The organism is Streptomyces sp. NPDC001851, from assembly GCF_040297165.1.
In the GTDB taxonomy this organism is placed as follows: Bacteria; Actinomycetota; Actinomycetes; order Streptomycetales; family Streptomycetaceae; genus Streptomyces.
In genome coordinates this window covers 24,123-50,266 of record NZ_JBEOYR010000016.1, presented here as the reverse complement: position 1 = coordinate 50,266, position 26,144 = coordinate 24,123, and the positions used below count along the sequence as shown (strand labels likewise).

The window sequence follows — 26,144 nt, the reverse complement described above, 5'->3', positions numbered from 1 at the left end:
GACGGCGCCGTTGTCACCGGCCACGACCGACCTGACCCTGCTCGGCCTGTGGATTTCAAATCTTGTCAACAAGGCTTCATCCAAAGGTCGTTGGGCGGACATGCGGTCCGGAATCCCTACCCGCGGGTAAGGCCTAGGCTCGACTCATGCGCCGAGCAAAGATCGTCTGTACATTGGGGCCCGCCACCGACTCGTACGACCAGATCAAGGCACTGGTCGAGGCCGGAATGGACGTCGCCCGGTTCAACCTCAGCCATGGCACGCACGCCGAACACGAGGAGCGTTACCAGCGGGTGCGCAAGGCGGCCGACGAAACCGGTCGCAGCGTCGGACTCCTCGCCGACCTTCAGGGCCCGAAGATCCGGATCGGCCGCTTCGCCGAAGGGCCTGTACTCCTTGAACGCGGTGACACCTTCACCATCACCGTGGAGGAGGGCGTCGAGGGCGACCGGCGCCAGTGCGGCACCACCTACGGCGGTCTCGCGGCCGACGTCGCCCCCGGGGAGCGCATCCTCGTGGACGACGGAAAGGTCTGTCTTGAGGTCACCGCCGTCGACGGCCCCCGCGTCCGCACCCGTGTGGTCGAGGGCGGCGTGATCTCCGACCACAAGGGCCTCAACCTTCCCGGGGTCGCCGTCTCCGTCCCCGCCCTCTCCGAGAAGGACGAGGGCGACCTGCGCTGGGCGCTGCGCACCGGCTTCGACGTCGTCGCCCTCTCCTTCGTCCGCACGGGTGACGACGTCAGGCCCGTGCACCGCGTCATGGCAGAGGAGGGCCGCCGTCTCCCGGTGATCGCCAAGGTCGAGAAACCGCAGGCCGTGGCGGACCTCGACGGCATCGTGGCCGCCTTCGACGGGCTCATGGTGGCGCGCGGCGACCTGGGCGTCGAGATGCCGCTGGAGCAGGTGCCGATCGTGCAGAAGCGCGCGATCAAGCTCGCCAAGCGCAACGCCAAACCGGTCATCGTCGCCACCCAGATGCTGGACTCGATGATCGAGAACTCCCGGCCGACCCGCGCCGAGGCCTCCGACGTCGCCAACGCTGTCCTCGACGGCACGGACGCGGTGATGCTGTCCGGCGAGACCAGCGTCGGCGCGTACCCGGTCGAGACCGTACGCACCATGGCGAAGATCGTCACGGCGGCCGAGGAGGACATGCTGGCCAAGGGCCTGCCGCCGCTGACCGAGCGGAACAAGCCGCGCACCCAGGGCGGTGCGGTCGCCCGGGCCGCCGCCGAGATGGGGGACTTCCTCGGCGCGAGGTTCCTGGTGGCGTTCACCCAGTCGGGCGACACCGCCCGCCGGCTGTCCCGCTACCGCTCGCCGATCCCGCTGCTCGCCTTCACACCGGAGCCGGCCACCCGCTCCCAGCTCAGCCTCACCTGGGGTGTCGAGACGTTCCTCGGGCCGCATGTGGACTCGACCGACGCCATGGTCGACCAGGTGGACGAGCTGCTGCTGAAGTACGGCCGCTGCGAGAAGGGGGACGTCGTGGTGATCACGGCGGGTTCCCCGCCCGGCGTCTCCGGCTCGACCAACATGGTCAGGGTGCACCACATCGGCGAGGACGACAGCCCGACATAGGTGACCGTACGACGACGAAGGGCCCCTCATCGAGAGGGGCCCGCCCAGGAGTAGTGACCTTGGAATCCAAGGAAAAGTGCCCCGAGTCGGACTCGAACCGACACTGTACGGGTTTTGAATCCGTTGCCTGCTGCCAATTGGGCTACCGGGGCTCGCAGAATCCAAGGTTTCCCCCGACCCTCCGCGCGTCCACCATACCGTAGCTAGGTAGGCTCTTGTAAGCAGTGCCCTGCCTGGAACGAGGAGCCCCCGTGACCGCCGAGTCGCCCCAGCCCGTAGACGCGCCCGACGACGACAAGTCGCACGTGCCTCCGCTGACGACCCGTGTCGTCATCGCCGAGGACGAGGCCCTGATCCGGCTCGACCTGAAGGAGATGCTGGAGGAAGAGGGGTACACCGTCGTCGGTGAGGCCGGGGACGGCGAGCAGGCCGTCGAGCTGGCCCGCGAGCACAAGCCGGACCTGGTCATCCTGGATGTCAAGATGCCGAAGCTGGACGGCATCTCCGCGGCCGAGAAGATCGCCGAGGAGTCCATCGCACCGGTCCTGATGCTCACCGCCTTCTCGCAGCGCGACCTCGTCGAGCGCGCCCGGGACGCCGGCGCCATGGCGTACTTGGTCAAGCCGTTCAGCAAGAGCGACGTGGTCCCCGCCATCGAGATGGCCGTCTCCCGCTTCACCGAGCTGAAGGAGCTGGAGAAGGAGGTCGCCGACCTCACCCAGCGCCTGGAGACCCGCAAGCTGGTCGATCGCGCGAAGTCCATCCTGCAGACCGAGTACGGCCTGACCGAGCCGGCCGCGTTCCGCTGGATCCAGAAGACCTCCATGGACCGCCGCCTGTCGATGCAGCAGGTCGCCGAGGCGGTCATCGCGGACAGCGAGGAGAAGAAGGCCAAGAAGGCCTGAGCGCCACGGCGAGGCCCGCGCCCCGGAGAAGAGGGGGCGCGGGCCTCGTTCGTCGTAGCCCGGGTTCAGTCTTCGCCGAGGTACGCCTTGCGGACCGACTCGTCGTGCAGCAGGTCCTGCCCCGTGCCGGAGAGGACGATGTTGCCGACCTCCATGACATGACCCTGGTCGGCGAGGGAGAGCGCCGCCTGGGCGTTCTGTTCGACCAGCAGGATCGTCGTGCCCGTGGACTTCAGCTCGGCGATCGTCGCCATGATCTTCTGCATCATGATCGGCGACAGACCCATGGACGGCTCGTCCAGCATCAGCAGCTTGGGCCGGGACATCAGCGCCCTGCCCATCGCCAGCATCTGCTGCTCACCGCCGGAGAGGGTGCCCGCGGCCTGCTTGCGCCGCTCACCGAGGATCGGGAAGAGGTCGTAGGCGCGCTGGACGTCCTTCTCGATGCCCTCCTTGTCCTTGCGGAGGAAGGCGCCGAGCTGGAGGTTCTCGGCGATGGACAGGCGCGGGAAGATGTGCCGGCCCTCGGGGGAGTGGGCGAGCCCGAGGGCGACGATCTTGTGCGCCGGAATGCCGGTGAGCGGCTTGCCGTCGAACACGATCTTCCCGGACGTGGGCTTGAGCAGGCCCGAGAGCGTGCGCAGGGTCGTCGTCTTGCCGGCGCCGTTGGTGCCGATGAGGGTGACGACCTGGCCGGCCTCGACGCTGAACGAGATGCCCTTGACGGCCTCGATCTTGCCGTAGGCGACCCTGAGGTCCTCGACCTCCAGCAGTGCGGTCACGGGGTCTCTCCCTCGGTGGTGCTGGTGCTCTCCGCGCCGGCGGCCGCGCCGGACTCCGTGGCGGACTCCGTGGCGGACTCCTCTTCCGGACCGGCGTCGGATCCGGCCTCGGCGGCGGCTTCCGCGGCCTGGACCTCAGCGGCCTGGGCCTCAGCGGCCTCGACCTCCGCGGCCTCCGCCTCCCCGGGCTCGCCCTCGAAGGGCTCGCCCAGGTAGGCGGCGACGACGCGCTCGTCGGCCTGGACGACCTCGGAGGTGCCCTCGACCAGCTTCTCGCCCTGGACGAGCACGGCGACCCGGTCGCACAGGTTGAAGATGAAGCGCATGTCGTGCTCGATGACGAGGACGGCGACGCCCTTGTCCCGGATGGCGAAGACCAGTTCCTCCGTCGCCCGGGTCTCCTGCGGGTTCATGCCGGCCGTCGGCTCGTCGAGCAGCAGCAGGCCGGGCTCGCTCGCGAGCGCCCGGGCGATCTCCAGCTTGCGCTGCTCGCCGTAGGGCAGGTTGCGCGCGAGGTGGTCGCGCTTGGCGGCGAGGCCGACGAACTCCAGGAGTTCCATGGCCTTCGCCTCGGACTCCTTCTCGGCCTTGCGGAAGCCGGGGCCGCGCAGCAGCGCGGACCACAGGCCCTCCTTGGTCCGCGTGTGGCGGCCCACGAGGACGTTCTCCAGGACGGTCATGTTGGCGAAGAGCCGGATGTTCTGGAACGTACGGGCGATGCCCGCCTGCGTCACCAGGTGCGGCTTGGGCGGCAGCACCTTGCCCTGGTAGGCGACCGTGCCCTCGGTGGGGATGTACAGACCGGTGAGGCAGTTGAAGAAGGTGGTCTTGCCGGCGCCGTTCGGGCCGATCAGGCCGACGATCTCGCCGCTGTTGACGGTGAAGTCGACGGACCGGACGGCGGTCAGACCGCCGAAGCGCATCGTGACGTCACGGGCTTCGAGTACAGGTGTCGTCATGTTCCTCACGCCCCTGCCTTGGTGACGGCCGGATCGTCGGTCAGCGTCGCTTGCGCCGGTACGTCGAGCTGGCCGGTCTCGTGGAACTCCAGCTGGCGGCGGCGGTTGGCGATGATGCCCTCCGGCCTGAAGCGCATCAGCAGGATCAGCGCGATACCGAAGGCGAACAGCTCGTAGTTCTGCAGGAACTGGAGCTTCTCCGGGACCAGGTAGAGCACGCTCGCGCCGAGCAGCGGGCCGCTGACGGTGCCCATGCCGCCGAGGACGACGGCGGCCAGCAGGAAGGCCGAGTTGGGCGGGGCGGCGCCGGCGAACTGGTACGGCTGCGGGTTCACGCTGTAGTTGACGTGGGCCATCACGGTGCCGGCGAGGCCCGCGAGGGAGGCGCCGAGGGCGAAGGCGATGAGCTTGACGCGGAAGCCGTTGATGCCCATGGCGGTGGCGGCGGTCTCGTCCTCGCGGATGGCGATCCAGGAGCGGCCGATGCGGGAGTCGGCGGCGCGGGTGAAGACGAGCACGACGATCGCGGTGACGACGAGCATCAGCAGCAGGTAGTTGGCGAACCGGCCCAGGGCGAACCCGCCGATGTCGTGTGCTTCGCCCAGCTTGAAGCCGAAGATGTCCAGGTCCGGGATCTGGGTGATGCCGTTGGGGCCGCGGGTGATGTTCGGTCCGGAGTCGCCGTCGAGGTTGTTGACGGTGATGCGGAAGATCTCACCGAAGCCGAGGGTGACGATGGCCAGGTAGTCGCCGCGCAACCGCAGGGTCGGCGCGCCGATCAGCACACCGAAGACCAGGGAGGCGGCCATGCCGGTGAGGGCTGCGGCCCAGAAGGGGAAGTGCACACCGGAGAACCGGGAGTACTCCGAGCCGGAGACCAGGGCGGCCGCGTAGGCGCCGACGCCGAGGAACGCGACGTAACCGAGGTCGAGCAGACCGGTGAGGCCGACGACGATGTTCAGGCCGAGGGCGACGGTGGCGAAGATCAGGATGTTCACGCCGACGTTGGCGTTGTGGTCGTCGCTCTGGGTGAAGGGGAAGAGCGCGGCGGCGACGAAGGCGAGGGTCGCGGCAAAGCCCTTGTGCTGGGCCGAGATCGTCGCATAGCGGTCGACGAGACCGGTGTGCACGAGCCCCCACACGGCGAACGCGACGAGGAGCATGAAGCCGATGAAGGTCTCGCTCGCGTCGTTGTCGATGCCGATGCCGTAGGTGAAGGCCACCAGGGCGAGGGCGGAGCCGGCCGTGATGATGCCGCGCGCGGCGAGCGGGGACACCGTGCCGGGGCGGGGCTGCTGGGGCTTGGCGAGGTAGCCGCGGATGCCGGTGCCCGGAGCCGGGTGGGGCAGGGCGAGGGCGCCGAGGACGGGAAGCGCCGAGGCCGCCATCGCCACATAGGCGCCGGGGTCGAGGTTGACCAGTCCGCCGAGGTCGACGGCGATGGCGATGCCGGTGAACCAGCAGACGGAGAACGCCGACAGGGCCGTCAGCAGCACGGGCGAGGCGGCGTTCGCCGGGTTCAGCCAGCGCAGCCCCTTGACGTTCCACAGGGTGAGCCCGAACAGCAGGGTGAGGGCGCCGGCCACGAGCGCGAGGGTCTGCAGGCCCGCCGGGTAGCCGTAGTAGGTCAGGTCGCCGGGGAAGTCGGGCGTCCAGGTCCAGCTGAGGAAGGTGCTGGCGATGGTGCCCGCGGCGCCGGCGGCGATGAGCAGACGGGCGGCGGCGAGGGGCAGCGGGACGGGCCCGCGCCCGGCCGCGGCCGCCTGGGCCGGTCCCTGAGTGGTGGTGTCGGTCATGCTGCTCACGCCCTGTCCGCGACGCGTTCGCCGAGCAGGCCCTGTGGCCTGAAGAGGAGTACGAGGATGAGGAGGACGAAGGCCCACACGGCCGCCCAGCCCTGGCCGCCGAGCTGCTGCATGCCGGGGATGTCGGCGATGTAGGCGGTGGCCATGGCCTCCGCGATGCCGAGGACGATGCCGCCGAGCATGGCGCCGTAGATGTTGCCGATGCCGCCGAGGACGGCCGCGGTGAACGCCTTCAGACCGGCGATGAAGCCCATGTCGTAGGAGACGGAGCCGTACTTGAGTCCGTACGACACACCGGCGACGGCCGCGAAGAAGCCGCCGATGGCGAAGGCGATGACGATGATCCGGTTGGTGTCGATGCCCATCAGCTGGGCGGTGTCCGGGTCCTGGGCGGTGGCCTGCATGGCGCGGCCGGTGCGGGAGAGCCGGACGAAGAAGGCGAGGACCGCCATGCACACCGGGGCGGCGATGATCAGGAACACATCACCGCTCTGCACGGTGACGGAGCCGAGGTGCAGCGGTCCGAACGGCAACTGCGGGAAGACCCGGGCGGACTTGGCGTCGCCGCCGACGTGGTACCAGTTGAAGACCGCCTGCTGCAGCGCCAGCGACAGGCCGATCGCGGTGATCAGCGGCGCTAGGCGTGGTGCGCCGCGCAGCGGACGGTAGGCGAACCGCTCGGCGCCGACGGCGATGAGTACGGCGACCAGGGCGCCGCCGATGAGCATCGCCGGCAGGGCTATCCACATGGATATGCCGTCCGGCAGGACGAGGTAGACCGTGAGGGCGCCGAAACCTCCGGTCATGAAGATCTCGCCGTGGGCGAAGTTGATGAGCTGGACGATGCCGTACACCATCGTGTAGCCGATGGCGATCAGCCCGTACATCGAGCCGAGGAACAGCCCGTTGGCCAGCTGCTGCGGCAAGGTGTTCACCGCGTGGCCTCCATGTGGTGGGGAGAGTCAAGGGGGCGGTAGAAGGCGGGCCGCGCGGTGACGGTGGTCTGCGCCGCGCGGCCCTGGGGGTGTGATGTGCTGCGGTGGCCTACTTCGGGTTGGCCGTACCGCTCTTGACGGACTTCCACACACCGTTGGTGACCTGGTAGACGGTCAGCTGCTTGTTCGTGGTGTCGCCGTACTCGTCGAACGAGATCTTGCCGGAGATGCCGTCGAAGGAGGTCTTCTGGACGGCGTCGACAACCTGGGTGCGGGCGTCGGACGGAAGCTTGCCGTCCTTCACGACCTGGCCGACGGCCTTGATGATCGCGGTGGTGGCGTCGTAGGAGTACGAGCCGTAAGTGCCGTAGTCACCCGGGTACTTCTTGGCCTTGTAGGTGGCCACGAACTCCTTGGCGGCGGGCAGGGTGTCGACCGGGACGCCGATCGAGGTCGCCAGATCGCCCTCGGCGGCCTTTCCGGCGGTCTTGATGTAGGTCGGGGTGAACATACCGTCACCGCCGAACAGCGGAATCTTGGCGCCGGCGTCCTTGAGCTGCTTGGTCAGCACCTCGGATTCGTCGTACTGGCCGCCGTAGTAGAGCAGATCGGCACCCGAATTCTTGATCTTGGTGACCAGCGTGGAGAAGTCACGGTCACCGGTGTTGACGTGGTCGGTACCGATGATCTTTCCGCCCTGCTTGGCGAACTGCTCCTTGAAGATCTTGGAAAGGCCCGCGCCGTAGGTCTGCTTGTCGTCGACGACGAACGCCTTCTTCTTGTGGATGCCGTTGTAGGCGTAGTCCGCCGCGTAGGCACCCTGCAGCGCGTCGGTGGTCGCGGTGCGGAAGTACGTCTTGAACGGACGGGACTTGCTGGTCTGCCAGTTCTTGCCCTGGGTCAGCTCGGGGGCGGTGTTGGACGGGGAGATCTGCACCAGGTTGGCGGTGGCGAAGACCTGCTGCATCTGCGTGGCCACACCGGAGTTGAGCGGGCCGACCACGCCGAGGACGGTCTTGTCCTGGACGAGCTGGGTGGCGTTCTGCTGGCCGGTGGCGGGGATCGCCTTGTCGTCCAGGGCCTTGATCTTGAAGGTGACGCCGGGGACGGTCTTGTTCTTGTTGGCGTCGTCGACGGCGATCTGGGCGCCGTACTCGATACCCAGGCCCGTCGCGGAGTTCTGGCCGGTCAGCGGGGCGTCGACGCCGATCGTGACCGTCACGCCGCCGTCGCCGCCCTTGTTGTCCTTGTCGCGGGAGCCACACGCGGTGAGAGTCAGAGCTCCGGTGGTCAGCACGGAGGTAAGAATCACCAGAGAACGCTGTCGCACAATCGATCCTTTCCGCAGGCACATTCCGCCCCTTCGCAGGGGACGGCGGGCGCCGCGCCGGTACCGAACTCCCGATGGAGCGGTGACTGGCGGTGACTCTAAGCGTGTGTAGGGAACGTGGAGGAGGGCTTGACCAAGGCTGTGACGCTCTTGTTATGACACGGGGTAATGCAGAGCGGTACAGCGTGGGGTGGAAAACAGGAATTCAGGCCGATTCACCCCGTCCGCATTCTGAGAACCCGCAGGACCCACCATGATCCGTTCAGGCGTCTCAGGTGATTTGGTGATGACGCACCACTGTTGCTGCAGGCGACTTCCGGGGATCCCGAAGGGTGTGGTCCACACCGGGAAACGGGTGTGAATGCCCGAATGTATATTGCACGCGTATTACGGAGAGTTACGCGGAGGGAAAGCGGGCCGAGGCGCCGACCCGGGGCGCCGGGCGCAGGCTCCGTTCCACGGGCCTGGCGGACCGTCAGATGACGGGTCTTCGGGCCGTCAGATGAGGGGTCTTCAAGTCGTCCGGCGGCGCGACGACTTGGCGGGGCCGCGTGGACCCCGCCGGGCTGCCGTCAGGCGCCCGCGCCCCGGGCGTGCGCCGCGTCGTCCTTGTTCACGTCCCGCAGCAGGCAGGTCAGCCGGGCGCTGCACACCCGGCGACCCTCCTCGTCACTGATCACGATCTCGTACGTCGCCGTCGAACGGCCCCGGTGCACCGGCGTGGCCACGCCCGTCACCAGGCCCGAGCGGACCCCGCGGTGGTGCGTGCAGTTCAGGTCCACACCGACCGCGATCTTCGAGCTGCCGCCGTGCAGCATCGAGCCGACCGAGCCCAGGGTCTCCGCCAGCACCGCGGAGGCGCCGCCGTGCAGCAGGCCGTACGGCTGGGTGTTGCCCTCCACCGGCATGGTCCCGACGACCTTCTCCGGCGAGGCCTCCAGGATCTGCACACCCATGCGCGTGCCGAGGTGTCCGGCCGAGAACAGGGCGGGCAGGTCGACGCCGAGCGCCGCGTACTCGTCGATGATCTCCTGCGGGAACTTCACTCGCTGCTGCTCGCCCATGGGTCCGGCTCCGTTCGTGGTCCACCTGTGTCCTGGCTGAGCGAACGCTCAGTCGGCCGCCGATTGTTCCAGACGGCCCACGGTGCCCTCCGCGTGGTCCTCCAGGCGTACGACCACGGACTTGCTGGCCGGGGTGTTGCTGGTGTCGGCCGTGGCGTCGAGCGGGACCAGGACGTTCGTCTCGGGGTAGTACGCCGCCGCGCACCCCCGGGTCGTCGGGTAGTGCACGACCCGGAAACCGGGCGCCCGCCGCTCCACGCCGTCCTTCCACTCGCTGACCAGGTCGACGTACGACCCCTCGGCGAATCCCAGCGCCCGCGCGTCCTCGGGGTGCACCAGCACCACCCGGCGCCCGCCCGTGATGCCCCGGTACCGGTCGTCCAGGCCGTAGATCGTGGTGTTGTACTGGTCGTGCGAGCGCAGGGTCTGCAACAGCAGCCGGCCCTCGGGCAGTTCGGGATACTCCACCGGCGCCGCCGTGAAGTTCGCCTTGCCCGTGGCGGTCGGGAAGCGGCGCTCGTCGCGCGGCGCGTGCGGCAGCGTAAAGCCGCCCGGCCGGGCCACACGCGCGTTGAAGTCCTGGAAACCGGGCACCACGCGCGCGATGCGGTCGCGGATCGCCGCGTAGTCCTTCTCGAACTCCTCCCACGGCACGACGCTGTCCGCGCCGAGCACCCGGCGCGCGAGACCGCAGATGATCGCCGGCTCCGACTTCAGCCGCGGGCTCGCCGGCGCCAGCCGCCCGCGCGAGGCGTGCACCATGCCCATCGAGTCCTCGACGGTCACGAACTGCTCGCCACCGGCCTGCACGTCCCGCTCGGTACGGCCCAGCGTGGGCAGGATCAACGCCCGCGCGCCCGTGACGACGTGCGAGCGGTTCAGCTTGGTCGACACATGCACGGTCAGCCGCGCCCGGCGCATCGCGGCCTCGGTCACCTCGGTGTCCGGCGACGCGGAGACGAAGTTGCCGCCCATGGCGAAGAACACCTTGGCCTCGCCGTCGCGCAGCGCGCGGATGGCCCGTACGACGTCGAAGCCGTGCTCCCGCGGCGGCGCGAACCCGAACTCCTTCTCCAGCGCGTCCAGGAAGGCCGGGGCCGGCCGCTCGAAGATGCCCATCGTGCGGTCGCCCTGCACGTTCGAGTGACCGCGCACCGGGCACACACCCGCGCCCGGACGGCCGATGTTCCCGCGCAGCAGCAGGAAGTTGACCACCTCGCGGATGGTCGGGACGGCGTGCTTGTGCTGGGTGAGGCCCATGGCCCAGCAGACGATGGTCCGCTGCGAGGCGAGCGCCATGCCGAGGGCCTGCTCGATCTCTTCCCGGCCGAGGCCGGTCGCCTTCAGCGTCTCGTCCCAGTCGGCGGCGCGGGCGGCCTCGGCGAACTCCGCGAAACCATGGGTGTGTTCGCGGACGAAGTCCTCGTCGACCGCGCCGTCGGTCTCCAGGATCAGCTTGTTGAGAAGCCGGAAGAGGGCCTGGTCGCCGCCGATGCGGATCTGCAGGAACAGATCCGTGAGCGCGGCGCCCCTGAGCATGCCCTTCGGGGTCTGCGGGTTCTTGAACCGCTCCAGGCCCGCCTCGGGCAGCGGATTGACGCTGATGATCTTCGCGCCGTTCGCCTTGGCCTGCTCCAGCGCCGAGAGCATGCGCGGATGGTTCGTGCCCGGGTTCTGCCCGGCGACGATGATCAGGTCGGCCTTGTGGAGATCCTCCAGCAGGACGCTGCCCTTGCCGATGCCGATGGTCTCGCTGAGCGCCGACCCGGAGGACTCGTGGCACATGTTGGAGCAGTCCGGCAGGTTGTTCGTGCCCAGCTCGCGCGCGAAGAGCTGGTACAGGAACGCGGCCTCGTTGCTCGTACGGCCCGAGGTGTAGAAGACGGCCTCGTCGGGGGAGGAGAGGGCGGCGATCTCCTCGGCGACGATGTCGAAGGCGCGCTCCCAACCGACCGGCTCGTAGTGCGTGCCGCCCTCGGGCAGATACATGGGGTGCGTGAGCCGCCCCTGCTGCCCCAGCCAGTACCCGCTGCGCGTCGCCAGGTCGGCCACCGAGTGCGCGGCGAAGAACTCCGGGGTGACCCGGCGCAGCGTGGCCTCCTCGGCCACCGCCTTCGCGCCGTTCTCGCAGAACTCCGCCTTGTGCCGGTGGTCCGGCTCCGGCCAGGCGCAGCCCGGGCAGTCGAACCCGTCCTTCTGGTTCACCCGCAGCAAGGTCAGCGCCGTGCGCCGCACGCCCATCTGCTGCTGGGCGATGCGCAGGGTGTGCCCGATGGCGGGCAGCCCCGCGGCCGCGTGCTTCGGCTCCGCGACCTGCGGCGCGTCCTGCACCGGATCACCCTTCGGCGGCTTCGTCGCCATCGCACGCTCTCCTTCGACTGCGCGGTCCGAGTACGCAGACGATCCTCCCACGCGCCACCGACAACGGACCCGCCCCCTGCTCCGCCCGCCCTGCCCCTCTCTCGTCGATCTTCGGTCGCTGTGCCGGTGCTCACAGCCACCAGCGGGACGCGACCCGGACTGTCAGTGCGGCGTGGCAGGATCGGGGTCGTGGCAGAGACAGCATCGAAGAAGACCGACAAGACCCCCGGCGGCCCCCGTCCCCGGCTGATGCTCATGGACGGGCACTCCCTCGCTTACCGCGCGTTCTTCGCGCTGCCCGCGGAGAACTTCACGACCGCGACCGGCCAGCCGACGAACGCGATCTACGGCTTCGCGTCGATGCTGGCCAACACCCTGCGTGACGAGGAGCCCACGCACTTCGCCGTGGCCTTCGACGTCTCGCGCAAGACCTGGCGCTCCGAGCGGTTCACCGAGTACAAGGCGAACCGCTCCAAGACCCCGGACGAGTTCAAGGGCCAGGTCGAGCTGATCGGCGAGCTGCTCGACGCGATGCACGCCCCGCGCTTCGCCGTCGACGGCTTCGAGGCGGACGACATCATCGCCACCCTGGCCACCCAGGCCGAGGCCGAGGGCTTCGAGGTACTGATCGTCACCGGCGACCGCGACTCCTTCCAGCTGGTCACCGACAACATCACGGTGCTCTACCCGACGAAGGGCGTCTCGGAGCTGACCCGCTTCACCCCGGAGAAGGTGTTCGAGAAGTACGGCCTGACGCCCGCCCAGTACCCGGACTTCGCGGCCCTGCGCGGCGACCCGTCCGACAACCTCCCCGGCATCCCCGGCGTCGGCGAGAAGACCGCCGCGAAGTGGATCAACCAGTTCGGCTCGTTCGCGGAGCTGGTCGAGCGCGTCGACGAGGTCAAGGGCAAGGCCGGGCAGAACCTCCGCGACCACCTGGAGTCGGTCAAGCTCAACCGCGTGCTGACCGAGCTGGAGCGCCAGGTCGAGCTGACCAGGTCGGTCGCCGACCTGGAGCGGGCCGCGTACGACCGCAAGGCCGTCGCGATGGTCCTGGACACCCTGGAGATCCGCAACCCGTCCCTGCGCGAGCGTCTCTTCGCCGTCGACCCCGGCACCGAGGAGGCCGAGGCCACGCCGATCGCCACCGGCGGCGTGGAGCTGGACGGCACGATCCTGCGCACCGGCGAGCTGGCCCCCTGGCTCAGCGAGCACGGCGCCGAGACCCTGGGCGTCGCCACCGTCGGCACCTGGGTGCTGGGCACCGGCTCGGTGGCCGAGGTCGCCCTGGCCGCGGCCGGGGGAGCGGCGGCCTGGTTCGACCCGGCCGAGCTGGACGAGGCCGACGAGAACGCGTTCGCGGCCTGGCTCGCCGACACCGCCCGCCCCAAGGTGTTCCACGACGCCAAGGGCGCCATGCGCGTCTTCGCCGAGCACGGCTGGTCCGTCGACGGCGTGACCATGGACACCGCGCTCGCCGCCTACCTGGTCAAGCCGGGCCGCCGCTCCTTCGACCTGGACGCGCTGTCCCTGGAGTACCTGCACCGCGAGCTGGCGCCCGCCGCCGCGGCCGACGGCCAGCTGGCCTTCGGCACCGACGAGGACGCCGAGGCCGAGGCCCTGATGATCCAGGCCCGCGCGGTCCTCGACCTCGGCGCTGCCTTCGGGACCCGCCTCGAAGAGGTCGGCGCGGCGGAACTGCTGCGCGACATGGAGCTGCCGACCTCCGCCCTGCTCGCCCGTATGGAGCGGCACGGCATCGCGGCCGACCGGGCGCACCTCGAAGCGATGGAGCAGATGTTCGCGGGCGCGGTGCAGCAGGCCGTGAAGGAGGCGCACGCCGCCGCCGGCCACGAGTTCAACCTGGGCTCGCCCAAGCAGCTCCAGCAGGTCCTCTTCGAGGAGCTGGCCCTGCCGAAGACCAAGAAGACCAAGACCGGCTACACCACCGACGCCGACGCCCTGGCCTGGCTCGCCACCCAGACCGACAACGAACTGCCGGTGATCATGCTCCGCCACCGAGAGCAGGCGAAGCTGCGGGTCACGGTCGAGGGCCTGATCAAGACCGTCGCGGGCGACGGCCGCATCCACACCACGTTCAACCAGACGGTGGCCGCGACCGGCCGGCTCTCCTCGACGGACCCGAACCTGCAGAACATCCCGGTCCGCACGGACGAGGGCCGGGCCATCCGCCGCGGCTTCGTCGTCGGCGAGGGCTTCGAGTCCCTGATGACGGCCGACTACAGCCAGATCGAGCTGCGCGTGATGGCCCACCTCTCCGAGGACGAGGGCCTGATCCGGGCGTTCACCTCCGGCGAGGACCTGCACACCACGGCCGCCTCCCAGGTGTTCGGCGTCGAGCCCGCCGCGGTGGACGCGGAGATGCGCCGCAAGATCAAGGCGATGTCGTACGGCCTGGCCTACGGCCTGTCCGCCTTCGGCCTCTCCCAGCAACTGAACATCGAGGCGGCGGAGGCCCGCGCCCTCATGGACGCGTACTTCGAGCGCTTCGGCGGCGTCCGGGACTACCTGCGCCGGGCGGTCGACGAGGCACGGGCGACGGGCTACACGGCGACGCTCTTCGGCCGCCGCCGTTACCTGCCGGACCTCAACAGCGACAACCGCCAGCGCCGCGAGGCGGCCGAGCGCATGGCCCTCAACGCGCCCATCCAGGGCACGGCGGCCGACATCGTCAAGATCGCCATGCTCAAGGTGGACGGCGCACTGCGGGCAGCGGACCTGAAGTCCCGCATGCTCCTCCAGGTCCACGACGAAATCGTCCTGGAGATCGCGCCCGGCGAGCGGGCTGCCGCAGAGGAGATCGTCCGCCGCGAGATGGCGAACGCCGTCCAGCTGCACGCCCCCCTGGACGTCTCGGTGGGCGTGGGCCCGGACTGGGAGTCGGCAGCGCACTGACCTGCGGCGCTTCGGCGGAGAGGGGTGTTGCAGCCGACCTGGCCTGCAGCACCCCCTCCACAGCGGCGGCACCGGCGACAAGCACCGGCGCCGGAAACGTCTTCTCCGCCGCAGGGCGCTCAGCCCCCACGGCGCACACCGGCACAGCGACCGGCGCCCACACAAAACCGGCCGAACCCCGGAGGGGGCCGTCACTCACGTGGCCCCCGCCAAAACGCCCCCCACCCCCCGCAGCCGCAAAACTGCGGGCATGGGTATACGCATGCTTCACCGCCGGACGCCCGAGGCAGACACCCGGGCCTGGGCGGACACCGCCTCGGCGCAGGCCCTGCCCGCCTCGCCGGTCCCGGCCCTCGCGGCCGACGCAAGCACCGCCCGCATCCCCGCCGACCCGGCCGCCACGCTCCGCGGAGCCGCCGCCCGTCTGCGGCACCGACTCGCCGGCCCGACCGCCCACGCGCACCACGCCCCGGACTGGCGCCAGTGGGCCGACCTCGCCCGCGGCTATCTCGCCCTCGCGCTCACCGCGATCCCCAGATCGCGCCCCCGGCCCACTCTCACGGTCTTCGTCGCGTCCCTCACCGAGCGACCGGCCTCTCCCGCCCGGCACCGACCGCCCCACCGCGACCGTCCGGAACCCGGCCCGGACGCCACCCCCTGACGCCGACGGCGTACAGCACCGGCCACCCCCAGGGCCATCCCGGCGCCCACGCCGAAGCACAGGGCGGCCACCGGCTCCCACGGCCGCTCCGGCGCGCCCGTGGACGTCCGCCGTCTCGCGGCCCGCCGGCCCACCCCCGCCCGTCCGCGTGGCGCACCGCAGCGCAGCAGCACGGTTCTCGGACGAGTAGCCACAGCCCCACCAGCGCCCGGGAGATGAGCACACCGACGGTGCCGACCCCGGCGAACGGGTGGGTGACCGCACCGAATTCCATGCCACCGGCAAGGACACTCGCCGCATAGAAGGTCAAGTCGGGCGCGAGAGGCCCCGCGGCGAACACCGCCGGCGTCTGGGGGCCGGAGGGGCGACGGGAGTTGGCCAACCGGTGAAAAACGGACGTGAACGGTTCCCGGCGCCAAGAAAGTTGCCGTAGGGTCACCTGCGTCGCCTGCCGGGCGCACGGTGTCGAACACACGTCACTCGGACGGAAGGGCGGCACAGGGGCAACCAGATCACCGGGTCAACCGTCACACCAGAGCAGGGGAAGACGGACGGAGACGGACGCGGGGCGTCCACGGGAGGGGTTCACTCGATGGCGGCGCATTTCGGAAGGCGGCTGCGCAAGGGGGCGGCGACCACCGCCGTGGCCGCGGCAGCGGTCGCGGCTCTGTCCGCGTCCCAGGCTCCGGGAGTGACCGGCGAGGACCACGACAGACAGGTGACGGCCGGCGCCTCCACGCCCGTACCCGGCACGCCCTCCGACGGCACCGGCAACGCCACCGGCAACTCGCCGTACTACACGGACCTGCCGCCGCTCAACAGCCCGAACCCCAGCCCCTCGCCGACCGCCGGCACCCCCGTCGCCCGGGGCGACTCCGAGGCCGGCGTCCCGGCGACCGTCCTCGACGCCTACAAGAAGGCCGAGGCCGAACTGCGCTCCGCCAAGCCCGGCTGCAATCTGCCCTGGCAACTGCTCGCCGCCATCGGCCAGGTGGAGTCGGGCCAGGCCCGCGGCGGCAGGGTGGACGCGGACGGCACCACGCTGGGCCGCATCCTGGGGCCGGCCCTCGACGGCAACGGCTTCGCGCTCATCAAGGACACCGACCACGGCGCGTACGACGGCAACACCGCGTACGACCAGGCCGTCGGCCCCATGCAGTTCATCCCGTCGACCTGGGCCTGGGCCGGCCGCGACGGCAACGGCGACGGCAGGAAGGACCCCAACAACGTCTACGACGCGGCCCTCGCCGCCGGCCACTACCTGTGCCGCAACGACGGGGACCTCTCGCGTGAGGACGACCTGCACAGCGCGATCCTCAGCTACAACAACTCGCAGGACTATCTGAACCTGGTCCTCAACTGGCTGGATTACTACCGCAAGGGCACCCACTCCGTGCCCGACGGCACCGGCGGCCTGCCCAGCCACCGCAGCGACGACACCCCGCGCACCCAGTCGCCGGAACACTCCCACCCGCCGAAGAGCAAGCCCGGGCACAAGCCGGAGCACAAGCCGGACCCGAAGCCCAGCACGCCCGGTGGCGGCCACGACGGCCCGAGCCCGAAGCCGCCGAAACCGCCTGTCCCGCCGACGACCCCGCCGACCCCCACCGACACGGTGGACCACCTGGAGGACGCGGGCACCGCCAAGCTCACCGCGATGGCCGGACACGCCTTCACCGAGCGGATCGGCACCCGCGCCGAGACCAAGGCCGACAAGTCCGTCGCCAAGGTCAGGATCAGGTTCACGATCAGCGGGGACACCGACACCACCTTCACCGGCGGCGAGACCGTGGCCACGGTCGCCACCGACGCCAAGGGCGTCGCCCTCGCCCCGGCGCTGGAGGCGGGGGAGAAGACCGGCGACTTCAAGGTCACGGCCACCGTCGTGGGCCGCAGGGCCAAGGGCGTCGACTACACGGCCTCCGTCACCGAGCGCGCCGCCGACACCCTGGCCCGCACCAGCGACACCCCGCTGACCTGCACCCCGAACGGCGAGTTCGCCGACCAGGTCCAGGTCAGGGCGACGTACAAGGGCGCCGTCGCGGACAAGGTCGCGGCCACCGCCACCCTGATCAAGTCCGACAAGGACGCCACCGAGAACGACAAGGGCCCCTACTTCAAGGACGCCGACGGCAAGCCCGTACGCACCCTCACCGGCCTCCAGACCGATGCAAAGGGCCTGCTCACCCTGCCGAAGCTGTACGCGGACGACACCACCGGCACCTTCCTGCTCCGCATCACCACCCCCGGCGGCGGCACCCTCACCGTCGAACTGAAGGTCGCCGCCGACGACACCTCGGCGAGCCCGTCCCCGTCCCCGAGTCCGTCCGCCTCCTCCTGACCCCCAGCGACCCCGACAGGGCGCCCTCTCCGCACCGGCGGGGAGGGCGCCCTCATTCGTGCGTGCACCGCTGTTCTCATCTCACCCGCCCGTTGCTACGGTGCCGAAACTGATGACCCGTCAGCATGCTGCCAGGGCAGAGACCGTCCGCCGGGAGGCCCGTATGCGCGCCCTGATCGCCGCCGCGGCCGGTCTCGCCCTCGCGCTCGCCGTCGTCCTCACGATCAGCGCGTCGGGCGCGCCGTCGGGCCGGACGTCCCCCAAGCCGCTGCTGACGACGGTGCCCTCGTATCCGTAGCCGCGCCCGTCCGGGAGGGAGGCCTTCCATGCGCCGCAAGGCAAGCCTGGCCCTGCTCGCCTGCGCCGTCTTCTGCGCGGCGCTGTCCCCGCTCATGCGCTGGTACGCCTTCCCGCGCCTGGCCAGGATCCCCGCGAACCAGTACCAGGACATGGTCCTGGAAGCCAAGGGCGCCACCCTCCTCGACTACGGCACCATGCGCGCGAGGAAGGTCTCCAAGGTCACCATCGTGCAGACCCTCAAGGGCAACGTCGAGGCCGCGAAGAAGATCGAGAAGACGGCGGGGCGGCCGGTCGTGGTCTGGGACAGCCTGTCCTACGTCCAGGGCCCCGACGGCAGGATGGTCTCCAAGGTCCCCGAGCGCTACATCTTCGACGCCCACAGCCAGGACCCCGTCCACGCCACCGGCGAGATGGTCGACGGCGACCCGGTCACCCGCCGGGGCATCGAGTTCAAATGGCCCTTCCTCACACAGAAGCGCGACTACGAGTACTTCGACGCGCAGACCCGCACCACCAGCCCCATCCACTACAAGAGCACCCAGACCTTCCGCGGCCTGAAGGTCTACTACTTCGAACAGACCATCCCCTGGACGAAGGTCCCGATGCCGAAGACCATGCCGGTCCAGGGCATCACCCCGGAATCGGTCGCCAGGACGGGCACCACCCGCTGGTACAGCACGGTCCGCAGGTTCTGGGTCGAACCGGTCACCGGCGCACCCGTCTACGGCGAGGAACACCACAAGGAAGAGCTGCGCGGCGGCACCCTGCTGGGCGGCCGGGCCAGGGTCACGGCCTTCGCGGGGGACGTGCGGATGCGCGAGGACTACACCGCCCACACGGTCGCCCTGGTCAGGCACAACCGCACCCTGGTCCTGACGCTCACCTCCTACGTCCCCTGGGGCTCCCTGACCCTCGGCCTGCTCCTCCTCGTCCTCTCCCTCTGCCTGGAGGCGCGCGCCCGCCGCCCCGAGGACCGGGACCCCGCGCACACGGCCGACCCCCAGCCGGTCAGCGCCTGAGCCGCGCGGTGGTGTGCCGGGTGGGCTCGGCGGTCGCCGGGTCCTCGGGCCACGGATGCTTCGGATACCGCCCGCGCAGTTCCGCGCGTACGCCCTTGTAGCCGTCCTCCCAGAAGGAGGCGAGGTCGGCCGTGACGGCGGCGGGCCGCCCGGCGGGGGAGAGCAGGTGAACGAGCAGCGGCACGCCGCTGACGGCCGGTGTGTCACGCAGCCCGAACATCTCCTGGAGCTTCACCGCGAGGACGGGCCGCTCAGGGTCCCGATAGTCGATCCGGATTCTGGACCCACTCGGTACGGTGATCCGCTCGGGCGCCAGCTCGTCCAGCCGTGCGGCTTCCCCGCTCGCCCACGGCAGCAACCGCGCCAGCCCCTGCCCGGCGTCGATCCGCCCGAGGTCGGCCCGCCGCCGCGCCCTGCTCAGCTCCGGCTCCAGCCACTCGTCCACGCGCGCGTGGAGCGCACCGTCGGACACGTCCGGCCACGGCTCTCCGAGATGCTGCCGCAGAAAGGCCAGCCGCTGCCGCAGCACCTCGGCCTCCGGCGACCAGCGCAACAACCCGAGCCCTTCCTGTCGCAGCCCTTCGAGGAGGGCCGCGCGTACGAGGGCCGGCTCGACGTCCTTCAGGGGCCGCACCGCCAGCTCGATCGCCCCCAGCCGCTCCACACGCCGGGTGACGACGTCCCCGTCGGCCCAGCGCACCTCGTCGCGCTCGTCGAGCAGCGGCCCGGCGGCGGCGAGCGCCACGTCCTCCGGCACCCCGGCCCCGAGCAGCACACGCGCGTGCCCCTTCCCGGCGGGCCGGTCCGCAACGGCGACGACGATCCAGGGCGCACCCCGCAGAGCCGACCCCTCCGCCAACTCGGCCCGGGTCCCGGAGGCCATCAGGTACGACCCGCCGTCGAGCTTGGCGACCCGCTCGGGAAAGGCGAGAGCGGCGACGAGTCCGGCGAGCCTGTCGTCACCGTCGCCCGATCCGGCCCGGCCGGCGCCCTCGGTCCGACCGTCACGGGCGGTCGGGTGGGAAGACTCCTCCGAGACGGCCCGCAGCCGCCGCACTTCCGCGGCCCACCGCGCACCGTAGGCGTCACCCCCACGCCGCGCACGCCGCAACGCCCCCGCAAGATCGTCCCCGTAATCCCGCGGCACCTCCTCGGAGAGCAGCGCGACAACCCCGGCCCCCTCACCGGAGGTGTCACGCAACGCCCGCCCCAGCCGGGGGTGGACCCCCAGCCGGGCCAGGCGCACCCCGACCGGAGTCGCCCGACCGGCGGAGTCCACCGCCCCCACCGCCGTCAACGCGGAGCGCGCCGCCGCCATCGCCCCACCCGGCGGAGGATCGAGCAAAGCCAGCCCGGAGGCGTCCGGATCGCCCCAGCAGGCCGTCTGCAGGGCAAACGCGGTCAGGTCGGCCACCTTGATCTCCGGCACCGGAAACGCCGGCAGACGCCCGTCCTCGGCCTCCGTCCAGCACCGGTACACCGCCCCCGGCGCCTCTCGCCCGGCCCGGCCCGCCCGCTGCCGCCCCGCGGCCCGCGAGGCCCGTACCGTCGTCAGCCCGCTCAGCCCACGCGCGTGGTCCACCCGCGGCTCCCGGGCGAGCCCCGAGTCCACCACCACCCGCACCCCGGGCACCGTCAGCGACGACTCCGCCACCGAGGTCGCCAGCACCACCCGGCGCCGCGCCCCCGGGGCGAGCACCGCGTCCTGCACGGCGGCCGGCGCCCGTCCATGGACCTGGAGCACCTCCACCGCCCCGAGATCACCGAGCTGCCCCGCCACGCGCGCGATCTCGCCCACACCGGGCAGGAAGCACAGCACGTCCCCGTCCCGCTCGGCCAGCGCCCGGCGCACCACCGAGGCCACGTGTGCCAGCAGCGACGGATCGACGCGCATCCCGTGCGGCGGCCGTACGGGGCGTACGGGCGGCGCCCACACCACCTCCACCGGGTGTGCGACACCCTCCGCCTCGACCACGGGCGCCCCGCCCAGCAGCCGCGCCCACCCCTCCGCGTCCGTCGTCGCCGACGCGGCCACCAGCCGCAGCTCCGGCCGCAGGGTCTGCCGTACGTCCCACAGGAACGCTGCGACCGTGTCGGCGTCCAGATGCCGTTCGTGGCACTCGTCCAGCACGACGACGTCCACGCCGGCCAGCTCCTGGTCGCGCTGCAGCCGCTGCAGCAGGACACCGGTCGTCACGACCTCCACGCGTGTGTGCCGCCCGGCGACGCGCTCGCCACGCACCGTGAAGCCGACGCTGTCGCCCGGCCTCTCACCCAGCAGCCAGGCCATCCGCCGGGCCGCCGCCCGGGCCGCGATCCGGCGCGGCTCGGCCACCACCACCCGCCGAGCGGGTCCGCCGCCGACCAGCCCCGCCAGCACGAGCGGTACCAGCGTCGTCTTGCCGGTGCCGGGCGGCGCCACCAGCACGGCGGTGCCGGCACCCGCCAGGGCCTCGGTCAGGGCGGGCAGGGCGGAACGCACGGGCAGCGCGTCCAGGGCGTCGTAACGGATCACGCCCCCAGTGTCGTACGACCGCGAAGAAGCCCCACGCGCGCGTGCCCCGATGATCCGCAGAGGCCGGTCAGTCCCGCTCGCACACGTAGATCGCCGTCCCCGGGATCAGGCTGCCCCGCAGCGGGGACCAGCCGCCCCACTCCGAGGTGTTCCAGGACGGCCACTCCGGTTCGACCAGGTCCACCAGCCGGAAGCCCGACGCCACGATGTCCCGGACGCGGTCGCCGAGCGTCCTGTGGTGCTCGACGTAGACCGCGCGGCCCTCCTCGTCCTGCTCCACGTACGGGGTGCGGTCGAAGTAGGAGGAGGACACGGACAGGCCCTCGGGGCCCGGCTCGTCGGGGAAGGCCCAGCGGATCGGATGCGTCACCGAGAAGACGAACCGGCCGCCCGGCCGCAGCACCCGGCGCACCTCGCGCAGCACCAGCCGGGGGTCGGCGACGAAGGGCAGCGCCCCGTACGCCGAGCAGGCAAGGTCGAAGGAGCCGTCCGCGAAGGGCAGCGCGCCGGCGTCCGCGCAGACGAGGGGAAACGATCCGCCGATGCGCAGGGCGTGCTGCAGCTGGCGGTGCGAGAGGTCCAGGGCCACCGGGCGGGCGCCCTGGGCGGCCAGCCAGCGCGCGCACTGCGCCGCGCCCGCGCCGATCTCCAGGACCGCCTTGTCCTTCAGCTCCTCCGGCGGTCCCAGCAGCTCGGCCTCGACCTCGTCCAGGCCCTCCGGACCCCACACGAAGCGGTCGTCCCCGAGGAACGTGCCGTGCTCGGTCTGGTACTCGTCCGCGTTGCGGTCCCACCAGCCCCGGTTGGCCCGGGTGCTCTCCGTGACGCTCGCGTCACGCCGTGTGGCCTCCGGCTCGTACGCCTCGGCTCCTTCGGGCTCGTATGCGTCGGGCTCTTGGATGATCGGCTCCCTCGTCGTACTCTTCCGTCCATCCCGGAAGGGTCCGTGATGGAAGCGTCCCCCCTGGCCGTGTGGCCTCAAAGAACGTTTCTTCTGCCGGTTATGCGGGGTTCTGTCCCGGGTGTGCGCCTTCGCGATTGACCCTTTCCGGCTGCCCCCGTATGCTACAAGTTGCGCTGCGGGCCTGCGCACCTCAGACGTAGCAGGCTGCGCTCGCATCTGTTGTATGTCCCCTCGGTTTTCGAGGCGCCACCGGGCACCCGGTGTCCTTAAGGTGGCGCTTCCTTGGCTGTCCGGCTTCTGCAGAGCGAAACGGGCTCCCGGCGTAAGCAGTACCTACGACTTCAATGTCCGTACCGGAGCCCTTTCCCACATGACGAGCAGCACCGAGACCACCGCCACCACCCCGCAGGTAGCGGTCAACGACATCGGTAACGAGGAAGCCTTCCTCGCAGCGATCGACGAGACGATCAAGTACTTCAACGACGGCGACATCGTCGACGGCGTCATCGTGAAGGTCGACCGGGACGAGGTCCTGCTCGACATCGGTTACAAGACCGAAGGTGTCATCCCGAGCCGCGAGCTCTCGATCAAGCACGACGTCGACCCGAACGAGGTCGTCGCCGTCGGCGACGAGATCGAGGCCCTGGTCCTCCAGAAGGAGGACAAGGAAGGCCGCCTGATCCTCTCGAAGAAGCGCGCCCAGTACGAGCGTGCCTGGGGCACCATCGAGAAGATCAAGGAAGAGGACGGCATCGTCACCGGTACCGTCATCGAGGTCGTCAAGGGTGGCCTCATCCTCGACATCGGCCTCCGTGGCTTCCTCCCGGCCTCCCTGGTCGAGATGCGCCGCGTCCGCGACCTCCAGCCGTACGTCGGCAAGGAGCTCGAGGCCAAGATCATCGAGCTGGACAAGAACCGCAACAACGTGGTCCTGTCCCGCCGTGCCTGGCTGGAGCAGACCCAGTCCGAGGTCCGCCAGACGTTCCTCACGACCCTCCAGAAGGGTCAGGTCCGCTCCGGTGTGGTCTCCTCGATCGTCAACTTCGGTGCCTTCGTGGACCTGGGTGGCGTCGACGGTCTGGTCCACGTCTCCGAGCTGTCCTGGAAGCACATCGACCACCCCTCCGAGGTCGTCGAGGTCGGCCAGGAGGTCACCGTCGAGGTCCTCGACGTCGACATGGACCGCGAGCGCGTCTCCCTGTCGCTGAAGGCGACCCAGGAAGACCCGTGGCAGCAGTTCGCCCGCACCCACCAGATCGGCCAGGTCGTGCCCGGTAAGGTCACGAAGCTGGTTCCGTTCGGTGCGTTCGTCCGCGTGGACGAGGGCATCGAGGGTCTGGTCCACATCTCCGAGCTGGCCGAGCGCCACGTGGAGATCCCGGAGCAGGTCGTCCAGGTCAACGACGAGATCTTCGTCAAGGTCATCGACATCGACCTGGAGCGCCGCCGCATCAGCCTCTCGCTGAAGCAGGCCAACGAGTCCTTCGGTGCCGACCCGGCGTCGGTCGAGTTCGACCCGACCCTGTACGGCATGGCCGCGTCCTACGACGACCAGGGCAACTACATCTACCCCGAGGGCTTCGACCCGGAGACCAACGACTGGCTGCCGGGCTACGAGAAGCAGCGCGAGGAGTGGGAGCGCCAGTACGCCGAGGCGCAGGCCCGCTTCGAGCAGCACCAGCAGCAGGTCATCAAGTCCCGCGAGGCCGACGCCGCTGCCGCGGCCGAGGGCGGCGAGGCTGCGGCTCCGGCCGCGACCGGCGGTTCGTACTCCTCCGAGGGCGCGGACACCTCCGGTGCGCTGGCCTCGGACGAGGCGCTGGCCGCGCTGCGCGAGAAGCTGGCCGGCGGCCAGAGCTGAACGCTGCCGCTGAGGCTTAGCCGATAGCTGGTTCTGAGGGGCCGTACCTTTCGAGGTGCGGCCCCTCGGGCGTGCCCGGGGGCGGCCCGGTCGTCGTCTCGCCGCGGGAGCGTCGTGGCTTGTCGCGCCCACGCGGCGGAGCCGCATGCCGATACAGCCCCGCGCCCCTGGGGGGCAGGGCCACCCGCGCCTTCTGCGTACCGTCTCTCCAAGATCACTGATCAGTGGCGTGTCCCGGGAATGCCCCCGCTGCAGGGCGCGTTGACGATGACGAACACGAGGAGGAGCGGTCACAGTGCTTGATCCGCAGGGTTTGTACGCATGGGAGCCGAAGGGCCTCGCCGTTGTCGACATGGCGCTCGCCCAGGAGTCGGCCGGCCTTGTCATGCTCTACCACTTCGACGGATACATCGACGCGGGCGAGACCGGCGACCAGATCGTCGACCGGCTGCTCGACTCACTGCCCCACCAGCTCGTCGCCCGCTTCGACCACGACCGCCTCGTGGACTACCGGGCCCGCCGACCCCTGCTGACCTTCAAGCGGGACCGCTGGACCGACTACGAGGTCCCGGCCATCGAGGTCCGCCTCGTCCAGGACACCACGGGCGCCCCCTTCCTGCTGCTGTCCGGGCCCGAGCCGGACGTGGAGTGGGAGCGGTTCGCGGCGGCCGTGGGGCAGATCGTGGAGCGGCTCGGCGTCCGCCTGTCCGTGAACTTCCACGGCATTCCCATGGGCGTCCCGCACACCCGCCCGGTGGGTCTCACCCCGCACGGCAACCGCGTCGACCTCGTCCCGGGCCACCGCAGCCCCTTCGAGGAGGCCCAGGTCCCCGGCAGCGCCGAGTCGCTGGTGGAGTACCGCCTGATGGAGGCCGGGCACGACGTCCTGGGCGTCGCCGCGCACGTCCCGCACTACATCGCCCGCTCCCCGTACCCGGACGCCGCCCTGACCGTCCTGGAGGCCATCACGGCCGCCACCGGGCTGGTGCTGCCGGGAGTCGCGCACTCGCTGCGCACCGACGCCCACCGCACCCAGACGGAGATCGACCGCCAGATCCAGGAGGGCGACGAGGAGCTCACCGCGCTCGTCCAGGGCCTGGAGCACCAGTACGACGCCGCCGCGGGCGCCGAGACCCGGGGCAACATGCTCGCCGAGCCCGTCGAGATCCCGTCGGCCGACGAGATCGGGCGCGAGTTCGAGCGGTTCCTGGCGGAGCGCGAGGGCGAGAACTGACCTCCGGCGGGCCCGCTGTCAGTGGCGGGGCCTAAGCTTGCCGTCATGCTGAAGGTGGGCCTGACCGGTGGGATCGGCGCCGGCAAGAGCGAGGTGTCGCGGCTGCTCGTGGAGCACGGGGCCGTGCTGATCGACGCGGACCGCATCGCCCGCGAGGTCGTGGCGCCGGGTACCCCCGGCCTGGCCGCCGTGGTCGAGGCCTTCGGCCCGGGCGTCCTCACCGCGGACGGCAGTCTGGACCGCCCCAAGCTCGGCTCGATCGTCTTCGCCGACCCCGGCAAGCTCGCCGCCCTCAACGCGATCGTGCACCCCATGGTGGGTGCCCGCTCCCGAGAGCTGGAGCAGGCCGCGGCCGCCGACGCCGTAGTGATCCACGACGTGCCCCTCCTCACCGAGAACGCACTGGCGCCGCTCTACGACCTCGTGATCGTCGTGGACGCGAGCCCCGAGACCCAGCTCGACCGGCTGGTCCGGCTGCGCGGGATGACCGAGGAGGACGCACGCGCGCGTATGGCCGCGCAGGCGAACCGCGAGCGGCGCCGGGAGATCGCGGACATCGTGATCGACAACGACGTACCCCTGGACGCGCTGCACCAGCGCGTCACCGAGGTGTGGGAGGACCTCATACGGCGGGCGCGCACGCGTTCCGCGGAACCGGGCCCGGAATAG

General features: G+C 70.7%; 19 protein-coding genes and 1 tRNA gene. 10 read left to right on the top strand and 10 right to left on the bottom strand.

Annotation, left to right across the window (positions count from 1 at the left end; genetic code table 11):
• The first annotated feature begins 146 nt into the window (after nt 1-146).
• Nucleotides 147-1,583: a pyruvate kinase gene (gene pyk, locus ABT171_RS23870; RefSeq protein ID WP_351246940.1), complete on the top strand. Its 1,437-nt coding sequence runs from the start codon at nt 147-149 to the stop codon at nt 1,581-1,583.
• 77 nt (nt 1,584-1,660) lie between these two features.
• Here pyk and ABT171_RS23865 read toward each other — a convergent pair.
• A tRNA-Leu gene (locus ABT171_RS23865) sits at nt 1,661-1,735 on the bottom strand.
• Between the two features lie 99 nt (nt 1,736-1,834).
• Here ABT171_RS23865 and ABT171_RS23860 point away from each other — a divergent pair.
• Complete coding sequence (locus tag ABT171_RS23860) at nt 1,835-2,488, top strand: ANTAR domain-containing response regulator (RefSeq protein WP_351246938.1); 654 nt, start codon at nt 1,835-1,837, stop codon at nt 2,486-2,488.
• Between the two features lie 65 nt (nt 2,489-2,553).
• Here the strand turns inward: ABT171_RS23860 and ABT171_RS23855 are convergent, their stop codons facing one another.
• The 7 genes from ABT171_RS23855 to ABT171_RS23825 form a co-directional block, all read right to left on the bottom strand.
• Nucleotides 2,554-3,270, bottom strand: coding sequence for an ABC transporter ATP-binding protein (locus ABT171_RS23855; protein ID WP_351246936.1), 717 nt, complete (start codon nt 3,268-3,270; stop codon nt 2,554-2,556).
• Complete coding sequence (locus ABT171_RS23850; RefSeq protein ID WP_351246934.1) at nt 3,267-4,229, bottom strand: ABC transporter ATP-binding protein; 963 nt, start codon at nt 4,227-4,229, stop codon at nt 3,267-3,269. The genes ABT171_RS23855 and ABT171_RS23850 overlap by 4 nt, the downstream gene beginning before the upstream one ends.
• Nucleotides 4,230-4,234: 5 nt before the next feature.
• Complete coding sequence (locus ABT171_RS23845) at nt 4,235-6,025, bottom strand: branched-chain amino acid ABC transporter permease (RefSeq protein ID WP_351247215.1); 1,791 nt, start codon at nt 6,023-6,025, stop codon at nt 4,235-4,237.
• A 5-nt stretch (nt 6,026-6,030) separates the two neighbouring features.
• The gene (locus ABT171_RS23840; RefSeq protein WP_351246932.1) at nt 6,031-6,969 is read right to left on the bottom strand and encodes a branched-chain amino acid ABC transporter permease; all 939 of its coding nucleotides are present in this window, start codon (nt 6,967-6,969) and stop codon (nt 6,031-6,033) included.
• 109 nt (nt 6,970-7,078) lie between these two features.
• Nucleotides 7,079-8,323, bottom strand: coding sequence for a branched-chain amino acid ABC transporter substrate-binding protein (locus ABT171_RS23835; RefSeq protein WP_351246930.1), 1,245 nt, complete (start codon nt 8,321-8,323; stop codon nt 7,079-7,081).
• A gap of 548 nt (nt 8,324-8,871) precedes the next feature.
• Nucleotides 8,872-9,363, bottom strand: coding sequence for a hotdog fold thioesterase (locus tag ABT171_RS23830; RefSeq protein WP_351246928.1), 492 nt, complete (start codon nt 9,361-9,363; stop codon nt 8,872-8,874).
• A 48-nt stretch (nt 9,364-9,411) separates the two neighbouring features.
• The gene (locus tag ABT171_RS23825; protein ID WP_351246926.1) at nt 9,412-11,724 is read right to left on the bottom strand and encodes an FdhF/YdeP family oxidoreductase; all 2,313 of its coding nucleotides are present in this window, start codon (nt 11,722-11,724) and stop codon (nt 9,412-9,414) included.
• A 189-nt stretch (nt 11,725-11,913) separates the two neighbouring features.
• Here ABT171_RS23825 and polA point away from each other — a divergent pair, with 189 nt between their 5' ends.
• The 5 genes from polA to pgfA all read left to right on the top strand — a co-directional run bounded on the left by polA (nt 11,914) and on the right by pgfA (nt 18,961).
• Complete coding sequence (polA, locus tag ABT171_RS23820) at nt 11,914-14,640, top strand: DNA polymerase I (protein WP_351246924.1); 2,727 nt, start codon at nt 11,914-11,916, stop codon at nt 14,638-14,640.
• 250 nt (nt 14,641-14,890) lie between these two features.
• Nucleotides 14,891-15,301 (top strand): hypothetical protein, encoded by a 411-nt coding sequence (locus tag ABT171_RS23815; protein ID WP_351246922.1) that lies wholly within the window; start codon nt 14,891-14,893, stop codon nt 15,299-15,301.
• 592 nt (nt 15,302-15,893) lie between these two features.
• Nucleotides 15,894-17,642 carry a lytic transglycosylase domain-containing protein gene (locus ABT171_RS23810; protein WP_351246920.1) on the top strand — a complete coding sequence of 583 codons (1,749 nt, stop codon included), beginning with the start codon at nt 15,894-15,896 and terminating at the stop codon, nt 17,640-17,642.
• Between the two features lie 163 nt (nt 17,643-17,805).
• Nucleotides 17,806-17,940 (top strand): SPW_0924 family protein, encoded by a 135-nt coding sequence (locus ABT171_RS23805; protein WP_351247213.1) that lies wholly within the window; start codon nt 17,806-17,808, stop codon nt 17,938-17,940.
• Nucleotides 17,941-17,968: 28 nt separating this feature from the next.
• The gene (pgfA, locus tag ABT171_RS23800) at nt 17,969-18,961 is read left to right on the top strand and encodes a cell envelope lipid trafficking protein PgfA (RefSeq protein WP_351246918.1); all 993 of its coding nucleotides are present in this window, start codon (nt 17,969-17,971) and stop codon (nt 18,959-18,961) included.
• Here pgfA and hrpB read toward each other — a convergent pair.
• Both hrpB and ABT171_RS23790 read right to left on the bottom strand, forming a co-directional pair.
• Nucleotides 18,951-21,476 (bottom strand): ATP-dependent helicase HrpB, encoded by a 2,526-nt coding sequence (gene hrpB / locus ABT171_RS23795; RefSeq protein ID WP_351246916.1) that lies wholly within the window; start codon nt 21,474-21,476, stop codon nt 18,951-18,953. The genes pgfA and hrpB overlap by 11 nt on opposite strands.
• Nucleotides 21,477-21,543: 67 nt before the next feature.
• The gene (locus ABT171_RS23790) at nt 21,544-22,458 is read right to left on the bottom strand and encodes a class I SAM-dependent methyltransferase (protein ID WP_351246914.1); all 915 of its coding nucleotides are present in this window, start codon (nt 22,456-22,458) and stop codon (nt 21,544-21,546) included.
• Between the two features lie 292 nt (nt 22,459-22,750).
• Between ABT171_RS23790 and rpsA the strand changes: the two genes are divergently transcribed.
• The 3 genes from rpsA (at nt 22,751) to coaE (ending at nt 26,144) form a co-directional block, all read left to right on the top strand.
• Nucleotides 22,751-24,241 carry a 30S ribosomal protein S1 gene (gene rpsA / locus ABT171_RS23785; protein WP_023551529.1) on the top strand — a complete coding sequence of 497 codons (1,491 nt, stop codon included), beginning with the start codon at nt 22,751-22,753 and terminating at the stop codon, nt 24,239-24,241.
• A 295-nt stretch (nt 24,242-24,536) separates the two neighbouring features.
• A complete protein-coding gene (locus ABT171_RS23780) occupies nt 24,537-25,475 on the top strand; it encodes a PAC2 family protein (RefSeq protein WP_351246911.1) in 939 nt (312 codons plus the stop codon).
• A gap of 45 nt (nt 25,476-25,520) precedes the next feature.
• Nucleotides 25,521-26,144, top strand: a complete 624-nt coding sequence (coaE, locus tag ABT171_RS23775; RefSeq protein WP_351246909.1) for a dephospho-CoA kinase — start codon at nt 25,521-25,523, stop codon at nt 26,142-26,144.